This window comes from Streptomyces sp. NBC_00376, assembly GCF_036077095.1.
Lineage (GTDB): Bacteria > Actinomycetota > Actinomycetes > Streptomycetales > Streptomycetaceae > Streptomyces.
On the sequence record NZ_CP107960.1, the window covers coordinates 1,531,318 to 1,550,780 of the forward strand.

The following is a 19,463-nucleotide window of genomic DNA, read 5'->3' on the forward strand; positions in this document are numbered from 1 at the left end:
GTGCCGGGGCGCCGACGACCTGGTCATGTCGGGGAAGTGGCCGCTCAGCGTCCTACGGCGTACCCCTGCATGCCCCGCGGGTTGGCGGCCGCGGACAGCACCCCGGTCTCCGGGTCGCGGGCCACGGCGCACATCCGGCCCTCGGACCAGGGGTCGCCGACGGTGACGTCATGGCCGCGGCGGCGCAGTTCCTCGACGACCTCCGGGTCCATGCCCTCCTCGACTGTGACGCTGCCGGGGCGCATCCCGCGCGGGAAGAAGGAGCCCGGGAAGCTGTCGTTGTGCCAGTTCGGGGCGTCGATGGCGCCCTGGAGGTCGAGTCCGCCGCGGACCTCGGCGCGCAGCGCCACTGCCAGGAAGAAATGCACCTGCCACTGGTCCTGCTGGTCGCCGCCGGGCGTGCCGAACGCCATGACCGGGACGCCGTCACGCAGGGCGAGGGACGGGGTGAGGGTGGTGCGGGGGCGGCGGCCCGGGGTGAGGGAGTTGGGCAGGCCCTCGTCCAGCCAGGCCATCTGGAGCCGGGTGCCGAGCGGGAAGCCGAGCTCCGGCACGACCGGGTTGGACTGGAGCCAGCCGCCGCTGGGCGTGGCGGAGACCATGTTGCCCCAGCGGTCGACCACATCGACGTGGCAGGTGTCGCCACGGGTCGTGCCGTCCTTGGCGACGGTCGGCTCGCCGACGCCTGCCGTCGGGATGCCCATGGCGTCGAAGCCGTCACCGCCGGCGGCGACCGCGTGGGCGTGGCGGCTGAGCACGGGGGTGCGGCCGTCCGGGCTGCCGGGGCGCAGCTCGTGCGAGGCCTCGGCGGTGATGAGGGCGCGGCGCTCGGCGTTGTACGGCTCCGAGAGCAGTGCGTCCAGGGGTACGTCGGTGGCGTCGCCGTACCAGGCCTCGCGGTCGGCCATGGCGAGCTTGCAGCCCTCGATGAGCAGGTGGACGTAGTCGGCGCTGCCGTACCGGGGCAGTTCGTCGGGGAGCAGGGCGAGCTGCTGGAGGAAGGCGGGACCCTGGCTCCAGCCCGCCGCCTTGGCGAGCGTCCAGCCGTTCCAGTCGTACGTGGCGGGGGCCTCGTAGGACGCGGACCAGCCGGCCAGGTCGGCGGCGGTGAGGGTGCCGGTGTGGCGGGTGCCGCTGGTGTCCATGGTGGGGCGGGCGGCCTGGCGGACCAGGGCCTCGGCGATGAAGCCCTCGCTCCAGATCCTGCGGGCGGCGTCGATCTGGGCGGCCCGGTCCTCGCCGCCGGTCTCCTCCGCTTCGGTGATCAGCCGGCGCCAGGTGGCGGCGAGTGCGGGGTTGCGGAACAGCTCGCCCGGCCTGGGCGCCTTGCCGCCGGGCAGGTACACGTCGGCGGAGGACTGCCACTCGGTCTCGAAGAGTTCGCGGACGGTCTCCACGGTCTGGCCGACCCGCTCGACGGGGGCGTGGCCGTCCTCGGCGTAGCCGATCGCGTACCGCAGCACCTCGGCGACGGTCTTCGTGCCGTGGTCGCGCAGCAGCAGCATCCAGGCGTCGAAGGCGCCGGGTACGGCCGCGGCGAGCGGTCCGGTGCCCGGGACGAGGTCGAGGCCGAGGGAGCGGTAGTGGGCGACGGTCGCGCCCACGGGGGCCGGGCCCTGGCCGCACAGCACCCGCACCTCGCCGTCCTTCGGCGCCAGGATCATCGGAACCTCACCGGCCGGGCCGTTGAGGTGCGGTTCGACGACGTGCAGGACGAACCCGGCGGCGACGGCCGCGTCGTAGGCGTTGCCGCCGTCCTCCAGTACCGCCATCGCGGACTGCGAGGCGAGCCAGTGGGTGGAGGACACCATGCCGAATGTGCCCTGGAGGGTGGGCCGGGTGGTGAACACGGTTGCGGCTCCTTGCTGCGGCGTGCGGAAGGGTGGAACGGATCGTATGTACGGGGGGGGCGGGCGGCGGCGTCCGGGGCGGTGCCGTCGTCACCGACGAGGTGGCAGGAGACCTGCCGGCCGCCGGGGAGGCGAACAGTTCGGCGGTCGGGGCCTGTTCGGCGATCTGCCCGAGGTACATCACGGCGATCCGGTCGGCGAGGTATTCGACGGCGGCCAGATCGTGGGTGATGAACAAGCAGCCGAAGCCGCGGTCGCGCCGGAGCTCGGCGAGCATCCCTCCCCCTTCCCCCTCCCCCCAACGACGACGTCGGCCCTCCAGGACCGCAACCGGGCCCTGAAAGGCCGACGCAGGACGAGGTCGGGCGGGCGGGCCCTCAGAGCCAGCCGTCGTCCCTCGGCGGGTCGCAGAGCTCGAAGACCACTTCGCCCGCGTCCGGGCCGTCCGCGACGACGGGACGCACCTGGGCGCCGACCGCCACGCGGTGCGGGGCCGCGCCCACGACACGGCAGCGGAACACGAAGCCCTCGGGGAGACGGACGAGGGACTCGTTGCGTGCGGCGTCCGTGTAGCGGTGGACGACGCCGGACCGCACCACGACACCCAGGCCGGCGCTGCGCTCGGGCTGCAGGTCACCCGACGCGCACACCGGGCACAGCAGCCTGCGGAAGGAGGCCGTGCCGCACCAGCGGCAGCGGTGGTACTCCAGCCCGGCTTCCTCATGCACCGTCTGCACGGTGCCACTTGATGACTGGGACACGTTCGACCCCCTGCGCTCGGCTCGGATGCGCCGCACCTGCGCGTCGGCGCGTCCGCACCATAGGGCACTGAGTGCCGGGACGTAAAGACACTCAGTGCCAGACCGAGCCGGACCGCCTGGTCAGCCCTGCCCGATGACGGACTCGATCTGCTGCACCACGCGCCACATCGGAGCCCCCTTCGAGGCGACCATCACCACCACATCGCCGTCCGTCGAAGGCATCGACGTACCCTCTTCCGCCTCGCTCCCCCACACCCGGTGCACCATCCCGAGCGCGTGGTCGACGGCGGCCTCCGCATCCCCCTCGCCACCCGAACGCAGCCAGGTCCGCAGCCCGTTGTTGTGCGCCGCGACCACGGACGCGGCGATCACCTCGGCGCGCAGCGCCCCGTCGCCCGACTCCCCGTACCTGCCACGCAGATATCCGGCCATCGTCTGCTCGTACCGACGCACCACCGACAGCTCGTAGGTACGCAGTCCGGGGACCTCCCGGGTGAGCCGGTACCGCTGGACGGAGAACTCCGGGTTGGCGGAGTACATGCGCAGCACCAGCCTGGCCGCGTCGCTCACCGCGTCCACCGGATCGGCGTCGCCGGCCCGTTCCAGGAACGCGGTCATGTCGGCGAGGCACCGCTCGTGGTCCGGGAAGACCGCGTCCTCCTTGGACGGGAAGTACCGGAAGAACGACCGGCGCCCGACCCCGGCCCGCGCCACGATGTCGTCCACCGTGGTCTGTTCGAAGCCCCGCTCCAGGAAGAGCTGGAAGGCCGCCTCGGCGAGCACCTCCCGCATCGGTGCCTTCTTCGCTGGTCTGCGCGCGTCAGTCATGCCGGGAACGTAGCACCGGAAGGCCGAATCCGACACCGGGTACCTTTACAGAGGGTACTGAGTGCCATACTGTCGTCCCTACGAACCACACCCAGGTAGGAGAGCCGGCGTGAGCTTGAGGATCGTTGTCTGTGTGAAGTACGTGCCCGACGCCACCGGTGACCGGCATTTCGCCGATGACCTGACGGTGGACCGTGAGGATGTGGACGGTCTGCTGTCGGAGCTCGATGAGTACGCGGTGGAGCAGGCGTTGCAGATCGCGGACGAGGCGGACGAGGCTGAGGTCACCGTGTTGACGGTGGGTCCGGAGGATGCCAAGGACGCGTTGCGCAAGGCGTTGTCGATGGGTGCGGACAAGGCGGTTCATGTCGAGGACGACGATCTGCACGGCAGTGATGTGATGGCTACGTCGCTGGTGCTGGCGAAGGCTGTGGAGAAGGCCGGGTACGACCTGGTGGTCTCGGGGATGGCGTCGACGGACGGGACGATGGGTGTGGTCCCGGCGTTGCTGGCGGAGCGTCTGGGTGTGCCGCAGGTGACGTTGCTGTCCGAGGTGTCGGTGGCGGACGGTGTGGTGCGGGGCCGTCGTGACGGTGACAGTGCCTCGGAGCGGGTGGAGGCGTCGTTGCCGGCGGTGGTGTCGGTGACGGACCAGTCGGGTGAGGCGCGTTACCCGTCGTTCAAGGGGATCATGGCGGCGAAGAAGAAGCCGGTCCAGTCGTGGGATCTGGAGGATCTGGGGATCGAGGCCGGTGAGGTGGGTCTGGAGGGTTCCTGGAGCGTGGTCGATTCGGCGGCGGAGCGTCCGGCGCGGACGGCGGGCACGATCGTGAAGGACGAGGGCGAGGGCGGCCGTCTGCTGGCGGAGTTCCTGGCGGGCCAGAAGTTCATCTGACCCTGGCCCCCGGCGCCCGGCCCCTGGCCCCGGTTCCGGTTCCGGTGTCTGTTCGGTTTCGGGTTGGGGTTGTGGTTCCTGTTGTGCTCCCCCTGTTTCTTCGTTACTCGCAGGAGATTGAAGTCCCATGGCTGAAGTTCTGGTTTTTGTCGATCACGTGGACGGTGCGGTTCGCAAGCCCACGCTGGAGTTGCTGACGCTGGCGCGTCGTCTGGGTGAGCCGGTGGCGCTCGCGGTGGGCGCGGGTGCCGGTGGTACGGCGGCGGTGCTGGGTGAGCACGGTGCGGTGCGGGTGCTGACGGCGGAGGATGCCGAGTTCGGCGAGTACCTCGTGGTGCCGAAGGTGGATGCTTTGCAGGCGGCGTACGAGGCGGTGTCGCCGGTGGCGGTGCTGGTGCCGTCGTCGGCGGAGGGCAAGGAGATCGCGGCGCGTCTGGCGGTGCGGATCGGTTCGGGTCTGATCACCGATGCGGTGGATCTGGAGGCCGGTGAGCAGGGTCCGGTGGCCACGCAGTCGGCGTTCGCGGCGTCGTTCAGCACGCGGTCGCGGGTGTCGCGGGGCACGCCGGTGATCACGGTGAAGCCGAACTCGGCTCCGGTCGAGCCGGTCGCGGCGGCGGGTGCGGCGGAGGTGCTGGCGGTGTCGTTCTCGGCGCTGGCGACGGGGACGCGGGTGACCGCGCGGACGCCGCGTGAGGCGACGGGCCGTCCGGAGCTGACCGAGGCGGCGATCGTGGTCTCGGGTGGCCGTGGGGTCAACGGTGCGGAGAACTTCGCGCTGATCGAGGCGCTCGCGGACTCGCTGGGTGCGGCCGTGGGTGCCTCGCGTGCGGCGGTGGACGCGGGCTGGTACCCGCATTCCAACCAGGTCGGCCAGACCGGCAAGTCCGTGTCCCCGCAGCTGTACATCGCGTCGGGGATCTCGGGTGCGATCCAGCACCGGGCCGGGATGCAGACCTCGAAGACGATCGTCGCGATCAACAAGGACGCCGAGGCCCCGATCTTCGACCTCGTGGACTACGGCGTCGTCGGCGACCTCTTCCAGGTCGTTCCCCAGCTCACCGACGAGGTCAAGTCCCGCAAGGGCTGACCCCCGGCCAGGCCGGAACACCCCCATCCGACGGTCCGGGGCCGTGTGGCGCACACGCACCACACGGCCCCGGACCGTTTCCGCCTGCCGTCACGAGCGACCGCACGGCCAGAGTAAAAGCATGGCAAAACACGCTCGTCAAGCGGCTGCCCGGACCGTCTGAGCGATCCTTTTCGGACTTTCCCGCCCACTGAGCCCTCCTGGCTCAGGAAGCCCTGTGACCGGCCCTATGCTCTACACGTCTGTAGAGCACGGGAGCCCCCTCGGTGTTTCCCGTGCTCCCTCGTACCCCTCGTACGCACGTAAGGGAGTGGACGCCGCCATGGTGTTCAAACGACTGCTCGGCTCGCTCGGTGTGGGCGGCCCAACCGTCGACACCGTCCTCACCACCGGGGCGATCGCTCCCGGCGGCCCCTTGTCCGGCCAGGTCCATCTCAAGGGTGGCAGCGCCGACTTCGACATCGACCACATCGCGCTGGAGCTCGTCGCGCAGGTGGAGGCAGAGCACGAGGAGGGAGAGGACGAGCGCGTCGTGGCCTTCGAGCGCTTCACCGTCGGCGGCGGCTTCCGGCTCGCCGAGGGTGAGCTGCTCAGCCTGCCGTTCACGGTCACGCTGCCGTGGGAGACGCCCATCACCGAGCTGTACGGGCAGAGCCTCGGCATCGTGCTCGGCGTGCACACGGAGCTGTCGGTCGCCGGGGCCAAGGACAACGGTGATCTCGACCGGCTCGCCGTGAGCCCGCTGCCGGTGCAGGAGGCGATCCTCGAAGCGTTCGGACAGCTCGGCTTCGGTTTCCGGTCCGCGGATCTGGAGTACGGCCGCATCGGCGGCACCGGCCAGCAACTCCCCTTCTACCAGGAGATCGAGCTGACCCCGCCGCCGCAGTACGCGCACGCGGTCGACGAGATCGAGGTGACCTTCCTCGCCACCGCGGGCGGCATGGAGGTGGTCCTGGAGGCGGACAGGCGTGCCGGGCTGTTCTCCGACGGGCACGACGCTCTCACCCGGTTCACGGTCGCGCACGACGGAATCCACCATCAGGACTGGCGGGCGCTCGTCGAAGGCTGGCTCCAGCAGCTGATCGAGCACCGGTCGGCGTACGCGGCGGGTTCCGCGTACGGGCACGGCGACCCGTACGCCGGGCACCACGGCAGCGGTCACGGCCACCACGAGGACCGGCATCACAACGACGGCCACCGCTCCGGACCGGGCCTGGGAACGGCCGTCGCGGTGGGTGCGGCCGGGCTCGCGGTCGGCGTCGTCGGGGGCATGGTCGCTGCCGAAGTCGTGGACGAGGCAGGGGACTTCTTCGAAGGCGACAACGACGACGACGAGGGTGGCGACGACTGATGTTCGGAATCAGCGAGATCGCGATCATCCTGATCGTGGTGATAGTCCTTCTGGGCGCCAAGCGCCTCCCCGATCTGGCCCGTTCCGCGGGCAAGTCGGCCCGCATCCTCAAGGCCGAGGCGAAGGCCATGAAGGAGACGAAGGGCGCCGAAGGCGAAGCGGGGGCGCCCCGCGTCATCCGCGGCGAGACCGTAGGCGGTCAGGATGCCGGGGCCCCGGAACCGGATACGGGGCAGCAGCCCAGGGGCAGGGCGTAGGACCGCCGGTCCGGCCGGCGCCCGGACCATCAGGGCGTGCACGCCTGCGAGATCGACAGGCTGTTCTCGTACAGATGGAGCCGGGTGATCCGGCCGCCCTCGGCGGTGAGGCGCAGCGCGAGGGGGCCCTCGAAGGACTTTCCGGTCGCACGGACGGTCCCCTCGAGATGCCCCATCAGGACGGCGTCGGCTCCGTCGACGAGGAAGGTGTCGATGGAGACACGGGCGTCCTCGGGCACGGTGTGATCGGCCAGCTCCACGAACTGGGCGGCGCATTCGGCGGCAGTGGAGCGAGGTCGGATCCAGGGCACCGCGGGGTTCTCGGCGAGCAGCCGGTCGACGTCGTCGGCGAAGAGCGCGGTGAGCCCTTCGGTGTCCCCCGCGATGCGGAGGTCGAGGAACTTCTGAACGGTGGCGCGGGTGGCGTCCGCGGTGTCGGTGGGCTTCATGTGCCTCAGCCTGCCCAGGGCGCTGACTGGGCGTCGATTACCTCGGAGGTAAGTACGGGCGGGGCTGCCGCAGTCGCAGAGTGTGGCCCGATCGCCGCGGCCCCGCTCCTGCGGCGCCGGCTGCCGTCCGTCCGCGAATCCCACCCGGTTCAACTCGATCTGAAGCGATCAGTAGGACCGGCCTTCGCTCACGCCAAAGCCGGTCCTGCGCACAGGGGACGCGGGTGGATCAGGCGGGGGCCCCTGCCGCCTCGTCGTGAACGGCCTGCTGCTTCTTGTTGCTGATGGCGAACAGGGCCACCAGGAGGACGGCTGCGCTGATGATGACGCCGGCGATGAAGGCCGTGGAGATCGCGTCGAAGAGGAGGCGGACGGGCGGTGGGCCGGCCGGTTCCCGGCTCCCATGGCTCGCCCGATCCGGAAACGGTGCGGGGGCCGCGGCACGCCGGCAGGGCACGGTCTAAAGTGCGATGCACAGTATGTGCGCTTCTGCCCCAGGTCGGAGCAAGAGACGCAGGGGCCACGCCGCCCCCCGGAAGGGAACGAAATCGTGCATGGCGAGTACAAGGTGCCCGGCGGCAAGCTTGTCGTCGTGGATCTGGACGTCGAGGAAGGCGTACTGCGCAACGTGCGCGTCGCCGGGGACTTCTTCCTGGAGCCCGACGAGGCGATCCTCTCGATCAACAGGGCCTTGGAGGGTGCCCCGTCCTCGACGGACGCCGCAGGGCTGGCGGCCCGGATCACGGCGGGTCTGCCGGAGTCGACCGTCATGCTCGGACTGACCGCGGAGGGCATCGGCACCGCTGTTCGGCGAGCGCTGGCCCGTGCGACCGAGTGGAGCGACTACGACTGGCAGCTGGTGCACACCGAACCGCAGGCCCCGGCCCTGCACATGGCACTGGACGAGGTCCTCACCACCGAGGTGGCCGCCGGACGGCGGGCCCCCACGCTGCGGGTCTGGGAATGGGCCTCGCCCGCCGTGGTCATCGGCAGCTTCCAGTCGCTGCGCAACGAGGTGGACCCCGAAGGAGCGGCGAAGCACGGCATGACCGTGGTGCGCCGCATCTCCGGTGGCGGGGCCATGTTCGTGGAGCCCATGAGCACGATCACCTACTCCCTGTCCGCGCCGGAGTCGCTGGTCTCCGGGCTGTCGTTCGCCGACAGCTACGCCTACCTCGACGACTGGGTGCTGGGCGCGCTCGGCGACATGGGCATCAATGCCTGGTACCAGCCGCTCAACGACATCGCCACCGAGGCCGGAAAGATCGCCGGCGCCGCCCAGAAGCGGATCGTCGGCACCGACGGTGGCCCCGGAGCCGTCCTGCACCACGTGACGATGTCGTACGACATCGACGCGGACAAGATGCTGGAGGTGCTGCGGATCGGCAAGGAGAAGATGTCCGACAAGGGCACCAAGAGCGCCAAGAAGCGCGTCGACCCGCTCCGCCGTCAGACCGGCCTCGCGCGGGAGCAGGTGATCGAGAACATGATCGCCTCCTTCCGCGACCGCTACGGGCTGACCACGGGTGCGGTCACAGCGGAGGAGATGGCCCGTGCGCGGGAGCTGGTGCGGACGAAGTTCGGCACCGGGGAATGGACCGCCCGGGTGCCGTGAGACCGGTCGCGGTCCCGGGTTCCCGTCATCGGCGGTGGCCGGGGCAGTTCCTGCCCGGTGTCTGGTTCGCGGCGTCGGCAGTTCCTGCTCGGTGTCAGGTCTCCCGTCGTCGGCGGTGCCGGCCGGGGCGGTTCCTGCCCGGTCTCAGGTACCCGGTGTCGGCAGTTCCTGTTCGGTCCAGATGATCTTGCCTTCGGCCGTGTAGCGAGTGCCCCAGCGCCGGGTGAGCTGGGCGACGAGGAAGAGCCCGCGGCCGCCCTCGTCCGTGGTGCGGGCGTGCCTGAGCCTCGGCGAGGTACTGCTGGTGTCGGCGACCTCGCAGATCAGGGCGGACTGACGCAGCAGCCGGATCCGGATCGGCCCGCTGGCGTAGCGCACCGCGTTGGTGACCAGTTCGCTGACGATCAGCTCGGTCGTCATCGCCAGCTCCTCCAGGCCCCAGGCGCTCAGCTGGCGGGCGGTCCGGGCCCGGGCACCGGCGACGACGGCCGGCTCGGCGGGCACTTCCCAGGAGGCGATGTGATCCGCGCTCAGCTCGTGGGTACGGGCGAGCAGCAGGGCCACGTCGTCGGGCTGGGGCACCGGGACCAGCTGTTCCACGACCGTCGCGCACAGGGCGTCGAGCGGAAGTCCGCGCTGTGCCAGGGCGCCGCCGAGGCGGGACATGCCGAGTTCGGGGTCCTGGTCCCTGCCTTCGATCAGGCCGTTGGTGTAGAGGCCGATCAGGCTCCCCTCGGGCAGTTCGGTCTCCGCCGTCTCGAAGGGCAGCCCGCCCAGGCCCAGGGGCGGTCCTGCGGGCAGTTCGAGGAAGGTGATGCGGCCGTCCGGGGCTACGACGACGGGCGGCGGGTGGCCGGCGCGTGCCATGGTGCAGCGCTGGGTGACCGGGTCGTAGACCGCGTAGAGGCAGGTGGCGCCGAGTACGGATGTGTCCTGCTCCGCGCTCTCGGGTTCCTCGTCGCTCAGCCGGAGCACGAGGTCGTCGAGGTGGGCGAGGAGTTCGTCGGGCGGCAGGTCCATGTCGGCGAGGGTGTGCACCGCGGTGCGGAGCCGCCCCATGGTGGCCGCGGCGGCGATGCCGTGGCCGACGACGTCGCCGACGACGAGGGCGACCCGGGCCCCGGACAGCGGGATCACGTCGAACCAGTCGCCGCCGACACCGTCCTTGGCGTCCGCCGGGAGGTAGGAGGAGGCCACGTCCAGGGTCATTCCGCCGGGCAGTGTGTGCGGGAGCAGGCTGCGCTGGAGGGTCAGCGCGGCAGCGTGCTCATGGGTGTAGCGGCGGGCGTTGTCTACGCACACGCCGGCCCTCGCCACCATCTCGCGTGCCGGAAGTACATCCTCCGGTTCGAAGGGGGCGGGGTTCACCGACCGTACGAAGGTGGTCAGTCCGAGCACGGTGTCGCGGGCCCGCATGGGTACGCAGATGACGGAATGGAGTCCGTACTCGCGGATGCTCGCCGACCTGGCGGGCTGTTCGGCCGTCCACAGATGGTTGTCGGGGTCGAGGACCGGGATGAGGAGGGGTTCGCCGTCGATGAGGTACCGCATGTCGTGGGGCGGGGGCACGAAGTCCACCGGGTCCCCGACCCGCCGGATCGCCTCAGGACAGCCCTCGCGCACCGAGCTCATCCCGGCGCGGCGCATCCTCGGCCGGGCCGAGCTGAAGGCACCCGACCGGACCAGCTCCACACCGGACAGCCCCGTGCCCAGCTGCCACGGGCCGGGCGCGCCGGGGTTGGCGACCGGCTCCAGCAGGTCGACCATCACGAAGTCGGCGAATCGCGGCACCGCGAAGTCGGCCAGTTCCTGAGCCGTGCGCATCACGTCCAGGGTGGAACCGATGCTGGCTCCGGCGTCGTTGACCAGGGCCAGGCGCTGCTGGGCGTTCCACCGGTCGGTGACGTCCAGGACCATGTAGCAGAGGCCGGTGACCACGCCTTCGTTGTCGGTCAGCGGGAGGTACGACGTGGAGTAGGCGCGTTTGCGGCGCGGATCGGCCCAGGTCCAGCCCAGGTACTCGTAGTCGATGACCGGAACCCCGGTGTCCAGCACACCGCGCATCAGCGTCTCGATGGCCTCGGTCTCCAGCCCCGGGAGCACCTCGCTGAGCCGCCGGCCCACCCGATGCTCGCGCGGGACGCCGCTGAAGCGTTCAAGGGTGTCGTTCATCCAGACGTAGCGCAGATCCGGGTCCATCACCGCCATGCCGATCGGTGAACCGGACAGGAAGGCGTCCAGCACGGACTGCCCGACCGTCCACTCCGGCCGCCGTTCGCTTCCGGAGACCAGGAAGCACTCACGGCCATCCAGGTGAAACGCGGCCGAGACCCGCAGGTCCACCTCGATCCGGCTGCCGTCGCGCCGCCGCACGTCCGCGACGCCGCGCCACCCCACGCCCGCCCGGCAGCGCTCGGCGATCCCCGCCACCCGTACCGGATCCTCGGGCATGGCGAGCAGGAAGCCGGCGGACCGCCCGACCACCTCGGCGGCCCGGTAGCCCAGCAGTTCCTGCGCGCTGTGCGTCCAGCCGACAACCGTTCCGCTGCCGGCGACCACCACGGTCGCGTCGTTCGCCGTGTCGTGGGAGTGCCGGGGTGTGCGGGGCGGCGAGGGTTCGCCGGGCTCCGGCTTCGGGCCTGCACACGCCATACCTGACACCACCCATCCGCTCCTTGTCCATGATCCCGCCTCCCGCGCTCAGGTGCGAGCGACAACGGGGAGGGCCGCGGCCGGGCGGGGGCGGGAGGCCGTCAGCGCACCGTGCCCGGCCCGGACCGGACGGGCGGGGCCGGGGGCCGGTGCTCGTACCAGCGCCGGTCGGCCTCCAGCTGGGCGGCGAGGGAGATCAGGCGTTCCTCGCTGCGGGACGGTCCGAGCAGCTGTGCCCCGACGGGCAGCCCGTCGGCGGTGAACCCGGCCGGGACGTTGATGCCGGGCCAGCCCAGCACGTTCCAGGGCCAGGCATACGGGCATGCCTCGGTCATCGCCAGATCGGTGCGCCAGGCGCTCAGCCCGTCGAAACGGCCGATCGGTGGCGGCGGCAGGGCCGTCGTCGGGGTGAGCAGCACGTCGTACCCGGCGCCGGCCCGGGACGGGCGGAAGAACCCGCCGATCCTGCGGTGCTGGCGCACCTCGCGCTCCCGGGCGGCCCGCACCACCCGGCCGCCGAGCCGGGTGCCGGTGCGCAGCGCGCTGCGGGTGCGCGGGTCGAGGAGTGCGGGGTCGGGGTGGCGGGCGGCGAGTTCGGCGATCCCGGCGGTGGCTCGGGGGACGAACCCGAGGCCGATCAGCCCGTACCGGGGCCTGGCCTCCTCGACGTCGTGCCCCAGGCGGGCGAGGGCCTCGGCCAGTTCGAGGACGGCCCGGCGCACATCGGGGTGGGGCTCGGAGCCGGTGAGGGTGAGCGGTGGGCGCCAGGCGAGGGCGATGCGCAGCCGGCCGGGGTCGCGGCGGGCGGCGGCCGCGGCGGCGACGGGCGGCGGCCGGTGCTGGTCGTCGGGGTGGGCGCCGGCGACCGCGTCGAGCAGCAGTGCGGCGTCGGCGACGGTCCTGGCCAGCGGTCCGTTGACGGTCAGGCCCTGGAAGGCGTCGGTGTGCGGATGGCCGGAGATCCGGCCGCGCTGGGGTTTGATGCCGACGAGATGGGTCCAGGCCGCCGGGATACGTACGGAACCCGCGCCGTCCGAGCCGAGCGCGGCGGGCACCAGACCGGCCGCGACCGCGGCAGCGGAGCCACCGGAGGAGCCGCCGGGGGTGTGGCCGGTGTGCCACGGGTTGCGGGTGGCGCCGAAGGCGGGGCCCTCGGTGAACGGCCACTGGCCCAGCTCGCAGGAGTTGGTCTTCCCGACGATCACCGCCCCGGCCGCCCGCAGCCGGCGCACGGCCTCGCTGTCCGTGGTCGCGGCCGGCAGATCGCCGTCGCAGCCGAAGTAGGTCGGCATCCCGGCGACGTCCGTGTCGTCCTTGACGGCGACCGGTACGCCGAGCAGCGGCAGCCGCTCCCCCGCCGCGAGTCGGCGGTCGGCCTCGGCGGCCTCGGCGAGCGCGGCCTCGGCACGCAGGTGCCGGAAGGCGTTGAGGATGCCCTGGCTCGCTTCGATGCGGCGCAGCGCGGCGGACACCTGCTCGGCCGAGGTGGTGCGGCCCTCGGCCAGCTCCCGTGCGCTGTCGGCCAGTCCGGCCGGGCCGGCCGGTTCGGTGGTTTCCACCGCTTCCGTTGAGGACATGGGCTGACCGCCTTCCTCGTGTCGGAGGACACCCGCGCAGGGCCTGTGCACCGCGCGCCTGGTACTCCCGAACGAACTTACCGGAGGGTAATGAGGAATGAGCGGTCCGCTCAACCGTTCGGTGGAAAGCGGCCCGAGGCGCGTCCCACGTGCGCTCGGGGAGTGCCCGGTCGCGTCCGGGGAGTGTCAGTGCCGCTTGCTACGTTCTGCGGCGGAAGAGGACGGCGAAAAAGCACTGCTGGAGGGCGCGTGGAAGTGGAGTTCGAGGGCGAGTTCGAGACGCATCTGACGGTGCGTCTCGATCCTCGCGCCGACGACGGGACGGGGGACGCGCGGGAGGCCGACCGGCTGGGGCGCTGGGCGGAGCACAACGGCCTGAAGCTCACCCGTATCCTCCTGGACCGCGGTGCCACGCCCGATCAGCCCATGCTGACCGAACGGGGACGGGGGTCGCTCTCCGGGCAGCGGGCCGCCGCCGGGCTCCGGTCGGCCGAGCTGCGCGCCGCGGGCTTCGCCGTCATACGCGTGAAGATCGAGGCCGCTCCGTGGAACGAGGACATACCGCGGACGGCCGACGAGGCCGCCGCGCTCTCTCCCGACTGCCACTTCGAGCATCACGTCAAGCTGCTGCTGACCGGTGAGCCGCAGCTCGCCGTCGCACGGGCGGTGGCCGGGCGGCACGGCGCGCGCCTGTCGCGCAATGCCCGCCGCACCACCGGTCCCGGACGCCACGAGCGGTTCGTCACGCAGCGCTGCCACGCGGCGGGCCGTCCGGAGGCGAGGGCGGAGCTCGACGCGCTGCTGGGCGGGCTGGCCGCCGCCGGGCTCGAAGTGCTGGAGGTCGAGGAGGAGTTCGTGGTGCACGACGACCATCCGGCGGTGGACGCGGGCTGGCTGGACGAGCGGGCCGGGGTCTCCCTGTGAGCGCGGACGACCGGCCCTTCCCCGGGGAACCGGACTACGACGATCCGTCGCTCGCACCGCGCTGGCGGGCCGCCCGGCGCGCCGTCCAGGACCATCTGCTGCGCGTGATGGCCGAGTCGCCCTGGGGCGACGATCTGGTCCTGCGCGGCAGCGTCCCGCTCCAGGCGTGGGTGGGCGCGGCCGCGCGGGAGCCGGCCGACCTGGACTGGATCGTGCTGGAGCCGTCGGAAGGCGACTTCGTCGACGGCCTCGATCCCTATCCGTACGTCAACTCGACAGAGGCCGTCCAGCAGTGGCCGGAGGCCGCGCACGGCGCGGCCGCTCCCGAGCCGCTGACGGACGGCGAGTGCCACGACACCGGCGGCGCCCGGCCGGCGCCGGCGCCGGAGGGGCTGCACTGGATCGAGGCCGAGGAAAAGGATCCCCCGGCCTCCCCCGCCGAGGAGGTCGTGGCCGCCCTGGCAGCCGGTCCGCAGCTGCCCGAGGGGATTCGCATCGATCCGCTCCGGGTGAAGCCGGACGCCACATGGATGTACCGGACGTACGAGACGCCCGGGGTGCGTGTCGTCGTCCCCTGGGAGGCCGACGGGCTGCCGCCGGGCGAGTTGCGGATGGACTTCGCCCAGGACGAACGACTCCCCCAGGCCCCGGGGTGGACGGCCTGCCCGCGCGGCGACGGCGGGCCCCCGACGCCCGTCCGCACCGCGAGCCCGGGGCTCTCGCTCGCCTGGAAGCTGCTGTGGCTCGCCGAGGACCAGGAGGCGGAAGGCCGGTCGGGGGCCAAGGACCTGTACGACGCGGTGCTGCTCGCGGAGCACCACGCCACCCGTCTGTCGCCCCGCCTGCTGCGCACGGTGCTGGGGCCGCACGCGCCGGGATTCACGCCCGGGGCGGTGCTGGACTGGCTGGTGGACTGGTCCGCGTTCCACGCCGGGCATCCGTGGGTGGAAGGCGGACCGGACCATCTGCGGGAGCGGCTGGCCACCGCACTGCCACGGCTGCTGGAGCAGAGCGTTCCGTAGCACCGCAGCAGGCGCGTGGCGCCGCAGCGGCCGCACCGGCGGTTGCGCCGGTGCGGCCTGCGCGGCCTACGGCTGGACGGTGATCTCGCCGATGCCGGTGCCGATGCCGGCACAGTGCGCGGTGGACTGACCGGACTGTCCGGGGTTGAGGGTGACGTGCTCGCCGTCCACGTCCGGGGACCAGCCGCAGACCAGGTGCACCCAGAAGGTCTGCGTCGTACTGCCGTCGTTGCGGCACAGCGCGAAGCCCGTGTAGTCGTCGATCTCGTGCTTGCCGGTGTCGCAGGACAGACCGGGCGGCGTCGCCACGGACGGCACGGCGGTGACGGCCGTGGCAGCCGCGGCGGGAACGGCGAGCGCGGTGGCAGCCCCGGCCACGACGACTCCCCGGAGCACGGCCCTGGACACACTCCCCATCGACAGCTTCATGTCTGGCTGTTCCTCCTCGCTGGTGGTGAACTCGGTGCCCCGACACCGTCCCCCACCCTTCATGCCCCAAAACGAGGCAAAACCTCACACTGTGTATGTGTCGCATGCGTCCTCGGGAGTGCGCTCCGCCGCGCGACCGCATCCGCCCCGGCGTACGCTCGGAAGGGTCGTATGGCAATCGGATGGCACCTGTACGGGCCCTATGGGCACTACCAGGGAGGCGACGTGACCGGTCGACACAGGGGCACCCGCCGGGCCGCCTGGGCGGCGGCCGTCGTGCTGGGAATCACCGGTGGAAGCGTCCTGGGCGGCGGTGCGGCGCAGGCGGACAACGGCATCGACAAACTCTCCGCGCAGCAGATCGCGGATCGTTCCCGTGACGCCCTCCTGAGCGCCCGTTCCCTGCACCTGAGCGCCCGCGGCGAGCTGGGGGACGACATCCCGCCGATGACTCTGGAGCTCACCCTGGACCGGGACGGCAACTGCAACGGTTCGGTGGATCTTGGCCAGAGCCAGGGGTCGGTCCGGATCGTGAAGCGCGGTGACGACGTCTGGGTCAAGCCGGATGCGAACTTCTGGAAGAACCAGGTCCCGGGCGGTGGTTCGGCTTCGCCGCGATCCTGAACGGGCGTTACATGAAGGGGTCGGCCGACGACCCGCGGCTGCGCGATGTGGCGAACGGCTGCGATCTGGACACGTTCCGGAAGCTGATCAGCGACAACGCGGAAAACGACCGGGGGACGCTGAACAAGGGCCACAGGACCACGCTCGACGGGGCTCCGGTGGTGCCGGTGACCAGGGTGCGGGACGACCGGACGGTGACCACGTACGTCGCGGCCACCGGCAAGCCGTACCCCCTGAAGATCACCGTTCAGGGCCGCGGGGCGGACGCGGTCGTGGGCTTCTCGGCCTTCGACAAGCCGGTGCCCACGACCACGCCGCCGCCGGACCAGACGTACGACATCAGCGCCCTGCTGGGTCGTACGTCCTCGCCGGTGTGACGCCGGACCGCCCGCTGAGCACCACGTACAGCACGAGCGACGAGGCGAGCCCGACCGCCCAGCCGTAGTCCGCGAGCGGTTTCAGGAACGGGATCAGGCCGTCGGCCGGGAACGGGCCCGCGCCGGGGGCGGAGTGGGAGCCCCCGATCGCGAGGACGCCGCCGACGGCGAACGCCACGACCGCCCGCCAGTTCCAGCCGTTCGTGTACCAGTAGCGGCCACCGGGGCGGTAGAGGTCTGCGAGGTCGAGCACGGTGCGGCGGACGATCCAGTAGTCGGCGATCAGAATGCCCGCGACCGTGCCGAGCAGTCCGCCGACCAGCCCGAGCCAGGTGAAGATGTACAGCTCGGGGGTCTCGGTGAGCTTCCACGGCATGATGAGGACGCCGACGACGCCCGTGATCAGTGCGCCGGTACGGAAGTTGATGAACCGGGGCGCGAGGTTCGCCAGGTCGTACGCGGGTGACACGACGTTGGCCGCGATGTTCACCGAGACCGTCGCGACCAGCACCGTCACCAGGGCGTAGAGCAGCCCGAAGACGTTGTCGGTCCGTGCCACGAGCTGGACCGGGTCCCAGATGGCTTCCCCGTACACCGCCTGCGATCCGGAGGTGACCAGGACCGAGAGCAGGGCGAACAGCGTCATCGTGGTCGGCAGGCCGAGCGACTGGCCCCGGATCTGGGCGCGCTGGCCGGCCCCGAAGCGCGTGAAGTCGGGGATGTTCAGCGAGAGCGTGGCCCAGAAGGCGATCATGCCCATCAACGAGGGGAAGAAGACCGGCCAGAACTCCTTGCCCCAGCCGAGCTTCGACGGCTGGTCGAGCAGCGGGCCGAAGCCGCCCGCCTTGACGGCTATCCAGACCAGCAGCACGACGGCACCGACGATGACGAACGGTGCCGCCCAGTTCTCGAACCGCCGCAGGGCGTCCATCCCCCGGTAGATGATGGCGAGTTCGAGCGCCCAGAATAGGACGAAGCAGAGCCAGAGCGTCCACGGCTGGCCGCCGATCTCGGACGCCTTCGCCCAGCCGCCGAAGATCTTCCCCAGCAGGGTGAAGATGCCGACGCCGCCGATCCAGGTCTGGATGCCGAACCAGGCACAGGCCACCGCGGCCCGGATCAGGGCGGGCAGATTGGCGCCGCGCAGCCCGAAGGAGGCGCGGGCCAGCACCGGGAAGGGGATCCCGTACTTGGGTCCGGCATGCCCGGTGAGCAGCATGGGTCCGAGCACGATCAGGTTGGCCAGCGCGATGGTGAACACGGCCTGTTTCCAGTCCATGCCGAGGGCCACCAGGCCGGAGGCGAGCAGCCAGGACGGAATGTTGTGGGCCATGCCCACCCAGAGCGCGGTGAAGTTGTACGTCGTCCAGCGGCGCCGTTCCAGCGGCACGGGCAACAGGTCCTCGTTGACGAACCGGTTGTCGGTGGGAACGGCGCCGGGCGCGAGTTCGACTCGGCCCGAGGGGTCGGGTATCGGGTCCTGCGGTGGAACGGGTGATACCGGTGGGACGGACGATGTCATGGCGGCTGGACCCTTCGCTCGGGAACGGTGCCGTGCGGGGCGGAGTGCGAAAACGGCGAGAAACTGCGAGAAGCTGCGAGAAGCTGCGAGAAGCTGCGAGAAGCTGCGAGAAGCTGCGAGAAGCTGCGAGAAACAGAACAGTGGGAAGCGGCGGTGCGGGGACGGGGGTGCGGACAGCCTTGGGGAGTGCGCCGGAGCGGGACGGCGGGAGAGCCGGAGAAGGGCGGGTCAGTCGGACAGGGCGGGGATGACCCGCGCACCGTAGGCGTCGATCGTCGCCTCCCGCGCATCGTGCATGTTGTATACGGCGAACTGGTCGACGCCCAGGTCGCGCAGGGCCCGCAGCTTCTCGATGTGCGCCTCGGCGGGGCCCAGCAGGCAGAACCGGTCTACGATCTCGTCCGGCACGAAGGTGGTGTCGGGGTTCCCGGCCCGGCCGTGGTGGCTGTAGTCGTAGCCGGTCCGCCCGGCGATGTACTCGGTCAGGGCCTCGGGGACGAGCCCGGAGTGCGCGCCGTACCGGGAGACGAGGTCCGCGACGTGGTTGCCGACCATGCCGCCGAACCAGCGGCACTGCTCGCGGGCGTGGTCGAGGTCGTCGCTCACGTAGGCGGGGGCGGCGACGCAGATGGTCACGGAGTCCGGGTCACGGCCGGCCTCGGCCGCCGCGTCCCGCACCGCCTTGATCATCCACTCGGTGAGGAACGGGTCGGCGAGCTGGAGGATGAAGCCGTCGGCCTTCTGTCCGGCCAGGGCGAGGGCCTTCGGACCGTACGCGCCCATCCAGACGGGCAGTCTGCCGTCCTTCACCCAGGGGATCTGGACCGGCTGCCCGTCGACGGTCGCCTCGCGTCCCTCGGCGAGGTCGCGGATGACGTCGATGGCCTCGCCCAGGCGGGCCAGCGTGTTGGGTTTGCGGCCGGCGACGCGCATCGCCGAGTCGCCACGTCCGATGCCGCAGACGGTGCGGTTGCCGAACATGTCGTTGAGGGTGGCGAAGGTGGAGGCGGTCACCTCCCAGGTGCGGGTGCCGGGGTTGGTGACCATGGGGCCGACCACGAGGTGTTCGGTGTGTTCGAGGATCTGGCTGTAGATGACGAACGGTTCCTGCCAGAGCACCGTCGAGTCGAAGGTCCAGCCGTAGCGGAAGCCGTTGCGTTCGGCGCGGCGCATCAGGCCGACGACGGCCGAGGCGGGCGGATCGGTCTGGAGGACGAGTCCGAAGTCCATGACGGGTGCT

General features: G+C 71.5%; 17 protein-coding genes and 1 pseudogene. 8 read left to right on the plus strand and 10 right to left on the minus strand.

The genetic code is table 11. The features are described from left to right. Positions 1–44: 44 nt before the first annotated feature. From OG842_RS06985 to OG842_RS06995, 3 genes are all read right to left on the minus strand, one after another. A complete protein-coding gene (locus tag OG842_RS06985) occupies positions 45–1,850 on the minus strand; it encodes a gamma-glutamyltransferase family protein (RefSeq protein ID WP_328512124.1) in 1,806 nt (601 codons plus the stop codon). 377 nt (positions 1,851–2,227) lie between these two features. Further along, positions 2,228–2,587, minus strand: coding sequence for a Zn-ribbon domain-containing OB-fold protein (locus OG842_RS06990; RefSeq protein ID WP_266728486.1), 360 nt, complete (start codon positions 2,585–2,587; stop codon positions 2,228–2,230). Between the two features lie 144 nt (positions 2,588–2,731). Further along, on the minus strand, positions 2,732–3,403 hold the full coding sequence (locus tag OG842_RS06995) for a TetR family transcriptional regulator (protein ID WP_266733463.1): 672 nt from the start codon (positions 3,401–3,403) through the stop codon (positions 2,732–2,734). Between the two features lie 145 nt (positions 3,404–3,548). Between OG842_RS06995 and OG842_RS07000 the strand changes: the two genes are divergently transcribed. The 4 genes from OG842_RS07000 to OG842_RS07015 all read left to right on the plus strand — a co-directional run bounded on the left by OG842_RS07000 (position 3,549) and on the right by OG842_RS07015 (position 7,032). Next, the gene (locus OG842_RS07000; RefSeq protein ID WP_266728488.1) at positions 3,549–4,334 is read left to right on the plus strand and encodes an electron transfer flavoprotein subunit beta/FixA family protein; all 786 of its coding nucleotides are present in this window, start codon (positions 3,549–3,551) and stop codon (positions 4,332–4,334) included. A gap of 127 nt (positions 4,335–4,461) precedes the next feature. Beyond that, positions 4,462–5,424, plus strand: coding sequence for an electron transfer flavoprotein subunit alpha/FixB family protein (locus OG842_RS07005; RefSeq protein ID WP_266728490.1), 963 nt, complete (start codon positions 4,462–4,464; stop codon positions 5,422–5,424). Between the two features lie 322 nt (positions 5,425–5,746). After that, a complete protein-coding gene (locus tag OG842_RS07010) occupies positions 5,747–6,775 on the plus strand; it encodes a sporulation protein (RefSeq protein ID WP_266728491.1) in 1,029 nt (342 codons plus the stop codon). Further along, a complete protein-coding gene (locus OG842_RS07015; RefSeq protein ID WP_266728492.1) occupies positions 6,775–7,032 on the plus strand; it encodes a twin-arginine translocase TatA/TatE family subunit in 258 nt (85 codons plus the stop codon). The genes OG842_RS07010 and OG842_RS07015 overlap by 1 nt, the downstream gene beginning before the upstream one ends. A gap of 29 nt (positions 7,033–7,061) precedes the next feature. Here the strand turns inward: OG842_RS07015 and OG842_RS07020 are convergent, their stop codons facing one another. Further along, positions 7,062–7,481, minus strand: a complete 420-nt coding sequence (locus OG842_RS07020) for a nuclear transport factor 2 family protein (RefSeq protein ID WP_328512125.1) — start codon at positions 7,479–7,481, stop codon at positions 7,062–7,064. 229 nt (positions 7,482–7,710) lie between these two features. After that, positions 7,711–7,938, minus strand: coding sequence for a hypothetical protein (locus OG842_RS07025; RefSeq protein ID WP_266728495.1), 228 nt, complete (start codon positions 7,936–7,938; stop codon positions 7,711–7,713). 93 nt (positions 7,939–8,031) lie between these two features. On the opposite strand from OG842_RS07025, the gene OG842_RS07030 reads away from it, so the two are divergent. Further along, positions 8,032–9,096 carry a lipoate--protein ligase family protein gene (locus OG842_RS07030; protein ID WP_266728496.1) on the plus strand — a complete coding sequence of 355 codons (1,065 nt, stop codon included), beginning with the start codon at positions 8,032–8,034 and terminating at the stop codon, positions 9,094–9,096. A 144-nt stretch (positions 9,097–9,240) separates the two neighbouring features. On the opposite strand, the gene OG842_RS07035 is transcribed toward OG842_RS07030, so the two are convergent. Then, on the minus strand, positions 9,241–11,748 hold the full coding sequence (locus OG842_RS07035; protein ID WP_266728497.1) for a SpoIIE family protein phosphatase: 2,508 nt from the start codon (positions 11,746–11,748) through the stop codon (positions 9,241–9,243). 101 nt (positions 11,749–11,849) lie between these two features. Further along, the gene (locus OG842_RS07040) at positions 11,850–13,325 is read right to left on the minus strand and encodes an amidase (RefSeq protein WP_266728499.1); all 1,476 of its coding nucleotides are present in this window, start codon (positions 13,323–13,325) and stop codon (positions 11,850–11,852) included. Positions 13,326–13,574: 249 nt separating this feature from the next. Between OG842_RS07040 and OG842_RS07045 the strand changes: the two genes are divergently transcribed. Next, the gene (locus OG842_RS07045; RefSeq protein ID WP_266728501.1) at positions 13,575–14,249 is read left to right on the plus strand and encodes a hypothetical protein; all 675 of its coding nucleotides are present in this window, start codon (positions 13,575–13,577) and stop codon (positions 14,247–14,249) included. Beyond that, positions 14,246–15,271 carry a nucleotidyl transferase AbiEii/AbiGii toxin family protein gene (locus OG842_RS07050; RefSeq protein ID WP_328512126.1) on the plus strand — a complete coding sequence of 342 codons (1,026 nt, stop codon included), beginning with the start codon at positions 14,246–14,248 and terminating at the stop codon, positions 15,269–15,271. Before OG842_RS07045 ends, OG842_RS07050 begins: the two co-directional genes overlap by 4 nt. Before the next feature lie 66 nt (positions 15,272–15,337). Here the strand turns inward: OG842_RS07050 and OG842_RS07055 are convergent, their stop codons facing one another. Next, entirely contained in the window at positions 15,338–15,700 is a 363-nt protein-coding gene (locus OG842_RS07055; protein ID WP_266728505.1) for a hypothetical protein, read from the minus strand. Positions 15,701–15,925: 225 nt separating this feature from the next. On the opposite strand from OG842_RS07055, the pseudogene OG842_RS07060 reads away from it, so the two are divergent. Continuing rightward, positions 15,926–16,701 (plus strand): annotated as a pseudogene (locus OG842_RS07060) (hypothetical protein). Here the strand turns inward: OG842_RS07060 and OG842_RS07065 are convergent. Together OG842_RS07065 and OG842_RS07070 are read right to left on the minus strand one after the other, a co-directional pair. Beyond that, entirely contained in the window at positions 16,664–18,223 is a 1,560-nt protein-coding gene (locus OG842_RS07065; protein ID WP_266728507.1) for an NCS1 family nucleobase:cation symporter-1, read from the minus strand. The pseudogene OG842_RS07060 and the gene OG842_RS07065 sit on opposite strands and share 38 nt — an antisense overlap. Positions 18,224–18,451: 228 nt before the next feature. After that, positions 18,452–19,453 (minus strand): TIGR03842 family LLM class F420-dependent oxidoreductase, encoded by a 1,002-nt coding sequence (locus OG842_RS07070; protein ID WP_266728508.1) that lies wholly within the window; start codon positions 19,451–19,453, stop codon positions 18,452–18,454. Positions 19,454–19,463 lie beyond the last annotated feature (10 nt).

Bases quoted from the DNA above. Each gene is read 5' to 3' on its own strand.
- OG842_RS06995 (WP_266733463.1), bottom strand. From the start codon at position 3,403: ATGCGGGAGGTGCTCGCCGAGGCGGCCTTCCAGCTCTTCCTGGAGCGG.
- OG842_RS07005 (WP_266728490.1), top strand. From the start codon at position 4,462: ATGGCTGAAGTTCTGGTTTTTGTCGATCACGTGGACGGTGCGGTTCGC.
- OG842_RS07010 (WP_266728491.1), top strand. From the start codon at position 5,747: ATGGTGTTCAAACGACTGCTCGGCTCGCTCGGTGTGGGCGGCCCAACC.
- OG842_RS07015 (WP_266728492.1), top strand. From the start codon at position 6,775: ATGTTCGGAATCAGCGAGATCGCGATCATCCTGATCGTGGTGATAGTC.
- OG842_RS07020 (WP_328512125.1), bottom strand. From the start codon at position 7,481: ATGAAGCCCACCGACACCGCGGACGCCACCCGCGCCACCGTTCAGAAG.
- OG842_RS07035 (WP_266728497.1), bottom strand. From the start codon at position 11,748: ATGGCGTGTGCAGGCCCGAAGCCGGAGCCCGGCGAACCCTCGCCGCCC.
- OG842_RS07040 (WP_266728499.1), bottom strand. From the start codon at position 13,325: ATGTCCTCAACGGAAGCGGTGGAAACCACCGAACCGGCCGGCCCGGCC.
- OG842_RS07055 (WP_266728505.1), bottom strand. From the start codon at position 15,700: ATGAAGCTGTCGATGGGGAGTGTGTCCAGGGCCGTGCTCCGGGGAGTC.
- OG842_RS07065 (WP_266728507.1), bottom strand. From the start codon at position 18,223: ATGACATCGTCCGTCCCACCGGTATCACCCGTTCCACCGCAGGACCCG.
- OG842_RS07070 (WP_266728508.1), bottom strand. From the start codon at position 19,453: ATGGACTTCGGACTCGTCCTCCAGACCGATCCGCCCGCCTCGGCCGTC.